Origin of the sequence: Achromobacter sp. HZ34, from assembly GCF_002209485.1 — a bacterium.
In the GTDB taxonomy this organism is placed as follows: Bacteria; Pseudomonadota; Gammaproteobacteria; order Burkholderiales; family Burkholderiaceae_B; genus Bordetella_C.
This window is the reverse complement of record NZ_NJIX01000002.1, coordinates 917,012-930,266: the sequence shown is the minus strand read 5'-3', so window position 1 is coordinate 930,266 and position 13,255 is coordinate 917,012. Positions and strand designations below refer to the sequence as shown.

At 66.7% G+C, this 13,255-nt stretch carries 9 protein-coding genes; 6 read left to right on the top strand and 3 right to left on the bottom strand.

What is annotated here, in order from left to right:
- Positions 1-73: 73 nt before the first annotated feature.
- Both CEY05_RS10895 and CEY05_RS10890 read right to left on the bottom strand, forming a co-directional pair.
- Positions 74-751: an NAD(P)H-dependent oxidoreductase gene (locus CEY05_RS10895; protein ID WP_233161455.1), complete on the bottom strand. Its 678-nt coding sequence runs from the start codon at positions 749-751 to the stop codon at positions 74-76.
- Positions 748-1,605: a zinc-dependent peptidase gene (locus CEY05_RS10890; RefSeq protein ID WP_088598473.1), complete on the bottom strand. Its 858-nt coding sequence runs from the start codon at positions 1,603-1,605 to the stop codon at positions 748-750. Before CEY05_RS10890 ends, CEY05_RS10895 begins: the two co-directional genes overlap by 4 nt.
- A gap of 329 nt (positions 1,606-1,934) precedes the next feature.
- On the opposite strand from CEY05_RS10890, the gene CEY05_RS10885 reads away from it, so the two are divergent.
- From CEY05_RS10885 to CEY05_RS10860, 6 genes are all read left to right on the top strand, one after another.
- Entirely contained in the window at positions 1,935-4,190 is a 2,256-nt protein-coding gene (locus CEY05_RS10885) for a bifunctional (p)ppGpp synthetase/guanosine-3',5'-bis(diphosphate) 3'-pyrophosphohydrolase (protein ID WP_088598472.1), read from the top strand.
- A 77-nt stretch (positions 4,191-4,267) separates the two neighbouring features.
- Positions 4,268-5,419: an acetylornithine deacetylase gene (argE, locus tag CEY05_RS10880; RefSeq protein WP_198952763.1), complete on the top strand. Its 1,152-nt coding sequence runs from the start codon at positions 4,268-4,270 to the stop codon at positions 5,417-5,419.
- A 202-nt stretch (positions 5,420-5,621) separates the two neighbouring features.
- On the top strand, positions 5,622-6,821 hold the full coding sequence (trpB, locus tag CEY05_RS10875) for a tryptophan synthase subunit beta (RefSeq protein ID WP_088598605.1): 1,200 nt from the start codon (positions 5,622-5,624) through the stop codon (positions 6,819-6,821).
- 22 nt (positions 6,822-6,843) lie between these two features.
- Positions 6,844-7,701: a tryptophan synthase subunit alpha gene (gene trpA, locus CEY05_RS10870; protein WP_088598470.1), complete on the top strand. Its 858-nt coding sequence runs from the start codon at positions 6,844-6,846 to the stop codon at positions 7,699-7,701.
- Between the two features lie 34 nt (positions 7,702-7,735).
- Complete coding sequence (gene accD / locus CEY05_RS10865; protein ID WP_088598469.1) at positions 7,736-8,611, top strand: acetyl-CoA carboxylase, carboxyltransferase subunit beta; 876 nt, start codon at positions 7,736-7,738, stop codon at positions 8,609-8,611.
- Positions 8,612-8,820: 209 nt separating this feature from the next.
- Positions 8,821-9,360: an acyloxyacyl hydrolase gene (locus tag CEY05_RS10860; RefSeq protein WP_088598468.1), complete on the top strand. Its 540-nt coding sequence runs from the start codon at positions 8,821-8,823 to the stop codon at positions 9,358-9,360.
- Positions 9,361-9,724: 364 nt separating this feature from the next.
- On the opposite strand, the gene CEY05_RS10855 is transcribed toward CEY05_RS10860, so the two are convergent.
- A complete protein-coding gene (locus CEY05_RS10855) occupies positions 9,725-13,099 on the bottom strand; it encodes an Rne/Rng family ribonuclease (RefSeq protein ID WP_088598467.1) in 3,375 nt (1,124 codons plus the stop codon).
- Positions 13,100-13,255 lie beyond the last annotated feature (156 nt).

Sequence of the window (13,255 nt, the reverse complement as noted above, 5' to 3'; positions counted from 1 at the left end):
CCGGCGACACCTCGGCCGCTCCTGGAGCGGCCGAGTTTATTCAGCGAGTGCACACTGCTGCCTGTCGATGGCGCTAGCCGCCTATCAACAGCAGTCCCGCCAGCAGTCCCCCCAATTCCTTGCAGTCTTCCAGGATCTCGGGCCCCACGGTCTTGGGCGTCAGGATCTGGGCCGGGAATTGGGCTCCGTTGCGGGCAATCAAGGGGGCCGCCGCCAGGCTCAGCCGCCAGCCTGTGCAGATGCGCTCCGCCTGCCGGGCAGCGCCCGTGCCATCAGTCCCGGCGCTGATCATCAGGCCATACGGCCGTCCGCCGATCGGGCTGACGCCCTCGGCATCGAGCACGCCGTAATAACAGCGATCGAAGCATTCCTTCATGGCGCCGCTCAGCGTGCCCAGGTTCTCCGGCGCACAGAAAAGAAACCCGTCGCTTTGCAGCAGATCCGCGGCCTGCACCTCGGCCGCGGGCAGCATGACAATATTCAGCGTCAGCGGGGCCTCGGCGGCAACAGCAGCGGGCGGCATCGTAGCGGCCGCTGCCCCGGGCCCAGCCGCCTCAGGCTCAGCCGCCTCAAGCCCAGCCGCCTCAATCCCAGCCGCCTTGCCGGCGCCTTCAGCCGCATCCTGATCCTCATCCGCCACGGCCCAGGCGGCGACGTCGCGGGCGCCCGCGGCGGCGGCTTGCGCCATGGCCTGGGCCGCGCCGGTGCGGCTGTGCCACACGATAAGCAGACGAGGAGATGCACTGGTCATGGCGATTGCCTGTCCTCATGGTGTTGCAGCCGCGCCAGCGGATCCTGGCGGTAATAGGCGCGCAGCAGCGCGTACCACTCCGGCATGGTCTCGGCCAACGGCGCGGGATCGGCGAAGAAACTTTCCGAACTGACCGCGAAGAATTCCGCCTCATCGGTGGCCGCATAGGGATCCAGCGGCAACTGGCCATACCATTGCCCGGCTTCCGGGCCCTCCGGATCCACGTCCGCCGGAATGGCGGCTTCGACGTCCTCCAGAGCCGCGCTGAACTGGTCCAGGCTCTGTTCCAGCACACGGCGCCAGGCCCGCCCGTCGATATCGCGCCGGCCCGCCAGGCTGGGCACGCCATCGGCGCTGCCCGTCAACAAGTCCAGCTTGTGGGCGAATTCGTGGATCACCACGTTATACCCGCCCTCGGCCAGGCGTGCGTCCTCCCAGGAAATCAGCACCGGGCCGCCCTCCCAGGCCTCGCCGGCCGCGTCTTCGTCGTACTCATGCACCACGCCGTCCTCATCTTCGCGCCGCCGCGGAATGACGAAGCCGCCGGGGTAGACGATGATCTCGTCCCAGCCCTCGTACAGTGCCGGTTCCAGGTTGAGGATGGGCAGGGCGGCCTGGGCGGCGATGCACAGGCGCATGAAGTCGGTCAATTCCAGCCCGCCCGCGCCGTTCATGGTCTTGCTGGCCAGCACCCAGGCGGCCCGGTCCAGCAGCGCCGCCTGTTCTTCCTGCACCAGGGGATACAGGAAGGGGAAGGCGTCCAGCACCTGCTCCCACAGTTCGGCCGGAATGCGCGTACGCACCGCTTCAACCTGCGCATCGCGCGCCCCGCGCCCTTTGAGCCATCGAAACATGAATCGCCTATTCCTTTATGCCTTTTTCATCTGAAGCCCGGCCGCGCGCGCCGCCGCGCCACGCGGCGCCGCACCGGCCGAGGGCCGGGGCTGGGCCCGGCAATCCCACTGCCCGGAGGCCAAACACGGCCAGCAGGGACGGCACACCGTGCGCGTGCGCAGCCCCAAGCGGTGGCACACGACGGAGTCCAGGCCCGGCGCGCCTGCGCGAGTCCTCCGGCGACACCGCAATGACCTGACGCAAACCCTGATGCCAAGCCGGCCGAAGCCGTCACTGCCTTAGTGTAGAGTGTCAAACTCCCAACCGGTTCCTGTCGTTCCCGTCGTCGATGTCCCCGCCTTCCGCTCCCGAATCTCCGCAGCCTGCCGCTATCGCCGGCGCCGTCGATTCCGGCGTTGGCCTCGATGCCGCCTGGCTCGACGCCGCCGCGGCCGGACTGGACCCGGCCGGCCGGGCGCAACTGGCGCGCGCCGCCAGTTCGTTCGCAAAACGCTACGCCGGCCAGCAGTCCATCACCGGCGAGCCCCTGGTCGTCCACGCCGCCGGTGTCGGGCGCATCCTGGCAGGCCTGCATACCGACGCCGCGACCCGTGTCGCGGCGGTGCTGGCGGCCTTGCCCGCCGACCTCCAGGTGCCACCACAAAACCTGCGCAACGATCCCCTGGCGGCGGACTTCGGCGACGATGTGGCGCGCCTGGTGCACGGCGCGCATGCGCTGCTGCGCCTTGGCGTGGTGGCGCGCCATGCCAGCGACAGCGCCGCCGGCAGCGGCACGCAGAAGGAAATGCAACGCAAGATGCTGCTGGCCATGGCAGCCGACCTGCGCATCGTGCTGATGCGCCTGGCATCGCGGCTGCAAAGCCTGCGCTGGCACGCCGCCACCAAGGTTCCCTGCGACCCGCAATTGGCGCGCGAAACGCTGGACCTGTACGCGCCGCTGGCCAATCGCCTGGGCATCTGGCAGATCAAATGGGAAATGGAAGACCTGGCCTTCCGCTTCACCGATCCCGATCGCTACAAGCAGATCGCCAAACTGCTGGAAGAAAAGCGCGTCGAGCGTGAAGCCTTCATCCGTGACGCGGTGGCGCGCATGGAAGAGGCCCTGGCCAAGGCCGGCATCGCCGCCGAAGTCAGCGGCCGGCCCAAGCATATCTACAGCATCTGGAGCAAGATGCGGGTCAAGAAGCTGGACTTCGCGCATCTGTACGACCTGCGCGCGCTGCGCGTCATCGTTGGCGACGTGCGCGACTGCTATGCCGCGCTGGCCATGGTGCATGCCATGTGGACGCCGATGGAGCAGGAGTTCGACGACTACATCTCGCGTCCCAAGCCGAACGGCTATCGTTCCCTGCATACGGTGGTGGCGGATGCGGATGGCAAGCCGTTCGAAGTGCAGATCCGCACCCGCGAAATGCACCAGTTCGCCGAATACGGCATGGCCGCGCACTGGCGCTACAAGGAGGCCGGCGCGCGCGGCGGCCAGGTGTCGGCGTCCAGCGATTACGACCGCCAGTTGGCGTGGATGCGCCAGCTGCTGGCCTGGAACACCGACAGCACGCGCGAGACGGCCAGGAAAACCGATGCCGACAGCGGCGAGCACATTTACGTGCTGACCCCGCAGGCCCGGGTGATCGAACTGCCGGCCGGTTCGACGGCGGTGGACTTCGCCTACCACCTGCACACCGACCTGGGTCACCGCTGCCGTGGCGCGCGGGTGGACGGGCAACTGGTGCCCTTGCAGACGCAACTGGCCACCGGGCAAACCGTGGAGATCGTGTCCGCCAAGTCCGGCGGTCCCTCGCGCGACTGGCTCAACCCGCAGCTGGGTTTCCTGGCCAGTCCGCGGGCGCGTTCCAAGGTGCGTGCGTGGTTCAACGCCATCGAGCTGCAGCAGCGCATCACCCAGGGCCAGGCCCTGGTGGAAAAGGAACTGCAGCGCCTGGGCAAGACGGCCGTCAACCTGGAGCAATTGGCGCAACAACTGGGCTTCGCCCGCGCGGACGACCTCTACGTCGCGGCCGCCAAGGACGAATTCAGCCTGCGCCAGGTCGACAGCGCGTTCCAGCAGCCGGCGTCCGCCGAATCCGCCGAGCCGCAGGTCGTCACCCATGCCAGCCGCGCGGAAAGCACGGAGAAAAGCGGCAAGAGCGGCGTGCTGGTGGTCGGCGTGGGTTCCTTGATGACCCAGCTGGCGCGCTGCTGCCGCCCGGCGCCGCCCGACCCCATCGTTGGCTTCGTTACGCGCGGGCGCGGGGTGTCCATCCACCGCACGGATTGCCACAGCTACGCCGCGCTGGCCAGCCGCGAACCGGAACGCAGCATCGAAGTTACCTGGGGCAAGACCGGCGGCACGCTTTATCCGGTCGATGTCAGCATCCGGGCGCATGACCGGTCGGGCCTGCTGCGCGACCTGTCCGAAGTGTTCGCCAAGCTGCGGCTCAACGTCATTGGCGTCAATACGCAGAGCCGCAGCTCGCTGGCGCACATGGTGTTCACGGTGGAAGTGCCCGACGGCGAGGCCTTGAGCCGGGCCCTGGTGGCGCTGACGGACGTCGCCGGCGTAACGGGCGCCGCGCGTAAATAAGCCTAAACTGCCAGTTTCGTTCACGCAGGGCCGCCGCCATCATGGATACCCCCACGCAAGCCGCGCAGGATGCCGATATCGCCACCCGCGCCTGGCTGGAAAAACTGGTCGCGTTCGACACCACCAGCCGCAATTCGAATCTGGCACTCATCGAGACCGTGCGCGATGCGCTCAAAAAGCAGGGCGTCGATGCCGTGCTGGTGCACAACGCCGACCGCAACAAGGCCAATCTGTTCGCCACTTTGCCCGCCCAGGACGGCAGCACCCAGGGCGGCATCGTGCTGTCCGGGCATACCGACGTGGTGCCCGTGGATGGGCAGGACTGGACCTCCGATCCTTTTGTCCTGCAAGAGCGGGAAGGGCGCCTGTACGGCCGTGGCTCCTGCGACATGAAGGGCTATATTGCGGCATCCCTGGCCCTGGTGCCGGAATTCCTCGCCATGCCGCGCAAAAAGCCCCTGCACCTGGCTTTTTCCTACGACGAGGAAGTGGGCTGCGCCGGCGCGCCCTACCTGCTGGCCGACCTGCGCGAACGGGGTATCCAGCCGGAAGGCTGCGTGGTGGGTGAACCCACCGGCATGCAGGTGGTGGTGGCGCACAAGGGCATCAATGTCTTCCACTGCCGCGTGCACGGCAGGGCCGCGCATTCCTCGCTGACGCCGCAGGGCTGCAATGCCATCGAGCATGCGGCCCGCCTGATCTGCCACATCCGCGACCTGGCCGACGCCTACCGTGCCAAGGGGCCCTACGACAAGTTCTACGACGTGCCCTTCAGCACGCTGACCACCAACCAGATCCGCGGTGGCATTGCCGTCAACACGATTCCCGACGCCTGCGAATTCACCTACGAGTTCCGCAACCTGCCCGGCATGTCGCCCGGGGACATCCAGGCGGATATCCAGCGCTATGTCAGTGAAACCTTGCTGCCGCGCATGCACGCCGAGTTTCCCGCGGCCCGCGTTGAAATCGAGCAGGGTCCGGCCGCGCCCGGCCTGGAGGCATCGGAACAGGCCGCCATCACCGAGCTGGTGCGTGCGCTGACCCGCGACACCGCCACGCGCAAAGTGGCCTATGCCACCGAGGCCGGCCTGTTCCAGGGCATCGGCGTTCCCACCGTCGTCTGCGGCCCGGGCCACATCGAGCATGCCCACAAGCCGGACGAGTACGTGGCGCTGGACCAGCTGGCGACCTGCGTCGGCTTCCTGCGGCGGCTGGGGCAATCGCTGTAATCCAGCCGGGGAGGGCCTTGCGTGGCGCCAAGGCGGCCCCTGCCGCGCAGGCGGCGCATGGTCCGGCGGCGGCCGGCAAGCGGCAAACGGCGCCGCTCGGGTAAAATAGCCGGTTGCTAAGTCGGTGGTACTGCCCGATCCAGGGTGGACCGCCTAGCTGGCGATGCGGCCGATGGCGTCGTATCGCAGCGGGAGAAGCCTGGTGAAACCTTACGATCTTCCCGATGCCCAAGGGCATTTCGGACCCTACGGTGGCGTGTTCGTCGCGGAAACGCTGATGCACGCCCTGGATGAATTGCGCGCGGCTTATGACCATTTCCGCGCCGATCCGCTTTTTCAGGAAGAGTTCGCCTACGAACTCAAGCACTATGTGGGCCGTCCCACGCCCGTGTACCACGCCCGCCGCTGGTCGCAGGAACTGGGCGGCGCGCAGATCTGGTTCAAGCGCGAAGACCTGAACCATACCGGTGCGCACAAGGTCAACAACTGCATCGGCCAGGCACTGCTGGCGCGCCGCATGGGCAAGCCGCGCGTCATCGCCGAGACCGGCGCCGGCCAGCATGGCGTGGCCACGGCCACCGTGGCAGCGCGCTACGGCATGGAATGCGTGGTCTACATGGGCAGCGAAGACGTGCGCCGGCAGGCCTCCAACGTCTACCGCATGAAGCTGCTGGGCGCGACGGTGGTACCGGTGGAATCGGGTTCGCGCACGCTGAAGGACGCGCTGAACGAAGCCATGCGCGACTGGGTCACCAACGTCGCCAACACCTTCTACATCATCGGCACGGTGGCGGGGCCCGATCCCTATCCGCGCATGGTGCGCGACTTCCAGACCGTGATCGGCAACGAGTGCCTGACGCAGATGCCGCAAGAGACCGGCCGCCAGCCGGACTACGTGGTCGCGGCCGTGGGCGGCGGTTCCAACGCCATGGGGATTTTCCATCCCTACATCCCGCACGAAGATGTCAAGCTGATCGGCGTCGAAGCGGCCGGCGAGGGCATGGACAGCGGCCGTCACGCGGCGTCCATCGCCGCCGGCCAGGTGGGCGTGCTGCACGGCAACCGCACCTACGTGATGCAGGACGAGAACGGCCAGGTGCAGGAAACCCATTCCGTGTCGGCCGGACTGGACTATCCGGGCGTCGGTCCCGAGCATGCCTGGCTCAAGGACAGCGGCCGCGCCAGCTATGTGGGCGTGACCGACGAGGAAGCCTTGCGCGCCTTCCATGATTGCTGCCGTATCGAAGGCATCATGCCCGCGCTGGAATCGTCGCATGCCATCGCCTACGCGCTGCGCCTGGCGCCGACCCTGCCCAAGGACAAGATCATCCTGGTCAACCTGTCGGGCCGTGGCGACAAGGACATGCACACCGTCGCCGAGCGCGCCGGCCTTCAGCTGTAATCCACCGGTGAGCGTGAACAGCATGACCGTACAAAAAGACCGCATCGGCGCTGCCTTTGCCCGCAGCAAGGCGGCCGGCCGCGCCGCCCTGATTCCCTATATCGCCGCCGGCGACCCCTCGCCCGCGTCCTGCGTGCCGCTGATGCACGCGCTGGTACGCGCCGGTGCCGACGTCATCGAGCTGGGGGTGCCGTTTTCCGACCCCATGGCCGACGGCCCCGTCATCCAGCGCGCCACCGAACGCGCCATTGCCCAGGGCATGAGCCTGCGCAAGGTGCTGCAGGCCGTGGCGGACTTCCGCCGTGAGGACGCCGACACGCCCGTGGTGCTGATGGGATATGCCAATCCCGTCGAAGCCATGGGCCAGGCCGCCTTCGTCGACCAGGCCGCGGCCGCGGGCGTCGATGGCGTGCTGGTGGTCGATTACCCGCCCGAGGAAGTGCGCGAGTTCGCCGAGCTGCTGGGCGCCAAGGGCATGGCCCCCATCTTCCTGCTGGCGCCCACCAGCACCGAGGCGCGCATCGAGGCGGTCGGCCAGGTGGCGCGTGGCTATGCCTACTATGTCTCGCTGAAGGGTGTGACGGGCGCCGGCCATATCGATACCGACGACGTCGCGACCAAGCTGGCCGCCATCCGCCGTCACGTCCACATTCCGGTGGGCGTGGGCTTTGGCATCCGCGACGCCGACAGCGCCCAGCGCGTGGCGCGCGTGGCCGACGCCGTGGTGATCGGCAGCAAGCTGATCGAGACCATGGAAAAAGCCATCGAAGGCGTGCCCGCGGCCGGCCAGACCGCCGCCGCCGCGACCGCCGCCGGCAACTGGCTGAGCACTATCCGCCAGGCGCTGGACAACGTAAAACGGGACCCCGCGACGGCCTGAGCGGCCGCCGTTCCCCACCAGGATAAAACTCACAATGAGCTGGATTGAAAAACTCCTGCCGCCGCGCATCAACAAGACGTCCGAGCCTGTGGCGCGGCGCGTGCCGGAAGGTCTCTGGGTCAAATGCCCGTCGTGCGAATCGGTGCTCTATAACGAGGATCTCGCGGCCAATCTGCACGTCTGCCCGAAGTGCGATCACCATATGCGTATCGGCTCGCGCGCGCGCGTCGATTCGCTGCTGGATCTGGAAGGGCGGGTCGAACTCGGCCAGTCCATCCGTTCTGTCGACACGCTGAAGTTCAAGGATTCGCGCAAGTATCCGGAACGTCTGGCGGAAGCCGTCAAGCAGACCGGCGAGACCGATGCCATGGTGGTCGTCAGTGGTTCGATCAAGGGTGTGCCTGCCGTGCTGGCCTGCTTCGAGTTCGAATTCATGGGCGGTTCCATGGGCTCGGTGGTGGGCGAGCGCTTTGCCCGCGGTGCCCAGGCGGCCCTGGACCAGAAGACGCCGTTCATCTGCGTTGCTGCTTCGGGCGGTGCGCGCATGCAGGAAAGCCTGCTGTCGCTGATGCAGATGGCCAAGACCAATGCCATGCTGACGCGCCTGGCGAAGGAGCAGCTGCCTTTCATCAGCGTGCTGACCGATCCCACCATGGGTGGCGTGTCGGCCAGCTTCGCCTTCATGGGCGACGTGGTGATCGCGGAACCCAAGGCGCTGATCGGTTTTGCCGGCCCGCGCGTGATCGAACAGACCGTGCGTGAGAAGCTGCCGGAAGGCTTCCAGCGCGCCGAATTCCTGCTGCACAAGGGCGCCATCGACATGGTGGTGGACCGCCGCCAGCTGCGTGATGAAATCGCGCGCCTGCTGGCGTTGCTGACGCGGCAGCCGGTCGAGGTCCTGAGCGCGTGATGCCGGGCACGCCGCGTGCTATCGGCGCGCGGCGCCAGGCAGAGAGCATTGCCATGGCATTCGATTGGTGTTGATTTTCGAAAACTGTGTTTCGTGGCTTTCTTGCCCATGTTCGTCAAGGCTTACCTTGGTCTCATGGTCGTTGTCAGTTTTTTCTGATAAGTTACAGCGCATCTTTACCTCGAAAAAATGTAGCTTGGAGTTTCCCCATGCAGAGTGGTTATAAAAAGAGCCTGGTTGCAGGCGCGTTGGCTGCCTTGGCGATGGCGTGTGCCGTTCCGGCCGCCCAGGCCCAGGATAAGGGCGGTATCAGTGTGCAGGGCGGTTTTGGCGACAGCTACAACCGTGGCGCGATCAATTACGAAACGGCGCCTTTGTGGCAGACCAGCGGCAGCCTTGGCCGCCTGGACCTGACCGGTGAACTGGGTGTTGCTTACTGGTGGGCGCATAGCGGTGGCGGCCATCCTTCGACTGCCTGGCAGTTGAATGCCATTCCGATGTTCCGCTGGTGGGTCACCGACCGCTTCTTCTTTGAAGGCGGTGTGGGTCCGACGGTATTCAACCGGACCAAGTTCGCTGACGAGACCATCAGCACGGCGTTCCAGTTCGGCGACCATATCGGTTTTGGTTACCAGTTCGACCAGCACAACCGGATCAGCCTGCGTTATTCGCACTTCTCGAACGCCAGCATCAAGACCCCGAACCCGGGGCTGGATGTGACGAACCTGACGTACACGTACTTGTTCTGATCGTCGGTAGTCGTGATTTGCCGCTGCTGGCGGCATAGGAAACCCTGGCCTTGCGCCGGGGTTTTTTGTTTGCGCGATGCGCGGAAGTCATAAGAAAGAATATTCAGATGATGGGGGAACCTCCCGTCGCACCTGTCTTGGGTATCGCCCAGCGGGGAGCTTGGTGATGGGGGTTTCCAGCGACTTACGGGATTGTCGGTTTGGGGGGAGGGGGGATATCCATCCCCCCTTTTTATATTTTTCTGTCGTTTGAGCGGGCGGCCGGGAGGGCCGTGATGCCATTGCGGGCGGGCAAAGAAAAACCCCGAGGCCGGATGGATCCGGGCCTCGGGGTTTTCAGGGCTGACTAGCCTGATCTATTCGATCAGTGGCGCGTCTCGACCTGTTGCAGCGGTTCGCTGGACACCGGCGCCACGGGCTTGCGCTCGCGACCCAGGCGCAGCGGCACCTGGCTCGCCGCAATGCGTTGCTGCGTCTGCGCATGGCGCTCAGGATCGGTTTCGATCCAGCTCAGGCCAGCAGCATTGACGACGTTATGCAGCGATTGCTTGCTCGGCGCGGCAGCCGGAGCAGCAGCCTGGACCGAAGCCGCAGCCGGCGCCGAAGCAGCGGTCTGGACCGGAGCGGCGGCAGGAGCAGCGGTCTGGACCGGAGCCGGGGCCGGAGCCGGAGCAGCGGTCTGGACCGGAGCAGCAGCCTCAGCCGGAGCAGCAGCCTGGACCGGAGCAGCAGCCTCAGCCGGCGCAGCAGCCTGGACCGGCGCAGCAGCCGGAGCCGAAGCAGCGGTCTGGACCGGAGCAGCAGCCGGAGCCGAAGCAGCAGCCGGAGCCGAAGCAGCGGTCTGGACCGGAGCAGCAGCCGGAGCCGAAGCAGCGGTCTGGACCGGAGCAGCAGCCGGAGCCGGCGCAGCAGCCGGAGCCGGCGCAGCAGCCGGAGCCGGCGCAGCAGCCTGGACCGGCGCAGCAGCCTGGACCGGAGCAGCCACCGGAGCCGGCGCGGCGGCCGATTCAGCTGCCTGCGTTTCGGCAACGATCTGGGCCGGCGTGGCAACCTGCACCGGCGCCGTCACGGCAACAGGCGCCGTGGTGACCGGTTCGGCAGCCGCCGGAGCAGGCGTCGATTCCGACAGTTCGGCGAAGGGCGCCGCGACATGCGTCTCGGCGGCCGAAGCGACCGGCTTGCTGTCATCCACAGGCGTCGCGACTTCCGACAGCGCGGCTTGCGCATCGGCGGCCAGGCGATCGTCATCGCCCTGTTCCGACGCGTCCAGCCCATCTTCCTGGCCTTCCACATCCGAACTCACGCCGTCTTCCGAGCTGCGACGACCACGACGGCTACGACGACGGCGACGCTTCCGTTCCGGATCCGTACCTTCCGCGGCGATGGGATTGCCGAACTCGTCGGTCTCACCCTCGGTCGCGGCAGCATCGCGCGTCGCGGCTTCGCCAGTACCATCCGGCGGCAGCGCGGCAGCCACGGTCTCGGCCAAGGCCGCGACCATGCTTTCCTGCTCGCTCATCGCGCCATCGGCACCCGATTCCTCGCGGCGGTTGCGGCCACCACGGCCACGGCGGTTACGGCCCTGGCGGGCGGGGGTACCGTCCTCCTGGGTGTCCGTCTGCGGCAGATTGCGTTCAGCCTGATCGGCCTGGCCCAGTGCCTGGCTGGCGGCCTGGTTGGCTGCCAGGGCGGCATCGCGCTGGCCGCGCTCACCGCGCTCCGCACGATCGCCACGTTCGGCGCGGTCACCGCGTTCCGCACGATCCCCACGCTCACCGCGTTCGCCACGAGCAGGCCTTTCGGCATCGTTGCGACGGCCGCCGCGCACATGATGGCGGCTGTTGGTATCGGTCGAGGCTTCCGCCGTCTCGGCACCGCGGCCTTCGCCACGGCGGCCACCGCGGCCACGGTCGGAACCATGGCGTTCGCCACGGCGGTCCTGGCCGTCATGCGTGCGGGACTTGGGACGGCTGGTGGCGCGCTTGGCTTCTTCGGACTGGACCGGCGCGGCGACAGGCGCGGCGGCCTTTTCGCCGCCGGACAGCCAGCCCACCAGGCGCTTGAACAAGCCACCCATGCCGGCGGGGGCCGGCGCGGCGGGCGCGACCGGCGCGGGCGTCGGTGCGACGGGAGCGGGCTGCGAGGGCGTGATGCCCTTGACCAGCGCTTCCGGACGCGCCTTCACTTCCGTTTCCTTGGGCGCGAAAGCGACGTCCGTGGCGGGAGCCTCGGCCAGCTCGAAGCTGACACGGGTCTCTTCCAGGCGCGGATCGTCGTGGCGCAGGCGTTCGATGTGGTGATGCGGGGTTTCCAGGTGCTTGTTGGGGATCAGCACCAGGTTGACCTTCAGGCGGGCTTCCATCTTGGCGATGTCGGCGCGCTTTTCGTTCAGCAGGAAGGTCGCCACGTCCACCGGCACTTGGGCGTGCACGGCGGCGGTGTTTTCCTTCATGGCCTCTTCCTGCAGCAGGCGCAGCACGTGCAGGGCGCTCGATTCCGCGTCGCGGATCACGCCGGTGCCGTTGCAACGCGGGCAGGTGATGTGCGAGCCCTCGTTCAGGGCCGGACGCAGGCGCTGGCGCGACAGTTCCATCAGGCCGAAGCGCGAGATCTTGCCCATTTGCACACGGGCACGGTCGAAATGCAGGGCATCACGCAGGCGCTGTTCGACGGCGCGCTGGTTCTTGCTGTCCTCCATGTCGATGAAGTCGATGACGATCAGGCCACCCAGGTCGCGCAGGCGCAGTTGGCGGGCCACTTCATCGGCCGCTTCCTGGTTGGTGCGCAGGGCGGTTTCCTCGATGTCGGCACCGCGCGTGGAGCGGGCGGAGTTCACGTCCACCGCCACCAGTGCTTCGGTGTGGTCGATCACCACCGAGCCGCCGGAGGGCAGGGTGACGGTACGCGAGTACGCCGTTTCGATCTGGTGCTCGATCTGGAAGCGCGAGAACAGGGGCACGTCGTCGCGGTAACGCTTGACGCGGTGCACGTTGTCCGGCATCACCACGCTCATGAAAGCGGTGGCTTGATCGGCGATCTCGTCGGTATCGATCAGGATCTCGCCGATTTCCGGCGAGAAGTAATCACGGATGGCCCGGATGACCAGGCTCGATTCCAGATAGATCAGGATGGGGGCGGAATTGTCGCGCGCGGCGCCGTCGATGGCGGTCCACAGCTGCATCAGATAGGACAAGTCCCATTGCAGCTCTTCGACGTTGCGGCCGATGCCGGCGGTGCGGGCGATGATGCTCATGCCTTGCGGCAATTGCAACTGGTCCATCGTGTCGCGCAGTTCCTGGCGGTCTTCGCCTTCGACTCGGCGCGACACGCCGCCGCCACGCGGGTTGTTGGGCATCAGCACCAGGTAACGGCCGGCCAGCGAAATAAAGGTGGTCAGCGCGGCGCCTTTATTGCCACGTTCCTCTTTTTCGACCTGGACGATCAGTTCCTGGCCTTCGCGCAGGGCGTCCTGGATGCGCGCGGTGCGAACATCGACGCCTTCCTTGAAGTAGCTGCGTGCGATTTCCTTGAAAGGCAGGAAGCCGTGGCGGTCTTCACCGTAGTTGACGAAGCAGGCTTCGAGGCCGGGTTCGATGCGGGTAATGATGCCCTTATAGATATTGCCTTTGCGCTGTTCGCGGCCGGCAGTCTCAATGTCCAAATCGATGAGTTTTTGCCCATCGACAATGGCGACGCGCAGTTCTTCCTGGTGCGTCGCGTTGAACAACATTCGCTTCATGAGAAGGTTCTCCGTAGTCATGACACGCCGATATCGGCGCGTGACCTCGGATCACACGGTCTGCGGACTGCGGCAAGAACAAGCGGCTTGCGGACCGTACCTGGGCAGCGCCCAGGCGTATCCGCGCCAGTCAGGCGGGCACTGCGTGCCGATAGG

Coding starts and splice junctions, on each gene's coding strand:
- CEY05_RS10895 (WP_233161455.1), bottom strand. CDS start 751: ATGACCAGTGCATCTCCTCGTCTGCTTATCGTGTGGCACAGCCGCACC.
- CEY05_RS10890 (WP_088598473.1), bottom strand. CDS start 1,605: ATGTTTCGATGGCTCAAAGGGCGCGGGGCGCGCGATGCGCAGGTTGAA.
- CEY05_RS10885 (WP_088598472.1), top strand. CDS start 1,935: ATGTCCCCGCCTTCCGCTCCCGAATCTCCGCAGCCTGCCGCTATCGCC.
- trpA (WP_088598470.1), top strand. CDS start 6,844: ATGACCGTACAAAAAGACCGCATCGGCGCTGCCTTTGCCCGCAGCAAG.
- accD (WP_088598469.1), top strand. CDS start 7,736: ATGAGCTGGATTGAAAAACTCCTGCCGCCGCGCATCAACAAGACGTCC.
- CEY05_RS10860 (WP_088598468.1), top strand. CDS start 8,821: ATGCAGAGTGGTTATAAAAAGAGCCTGGTTGCAGGCGCGTTGGCTGCC.
- CEY05_RS10855 (WP_088598467.1), bottom strand. CDS start 13,099: ATGAAGCGAATGTTGTTCAACGCGACGCACCAGGAAGAACTGCGCGTC.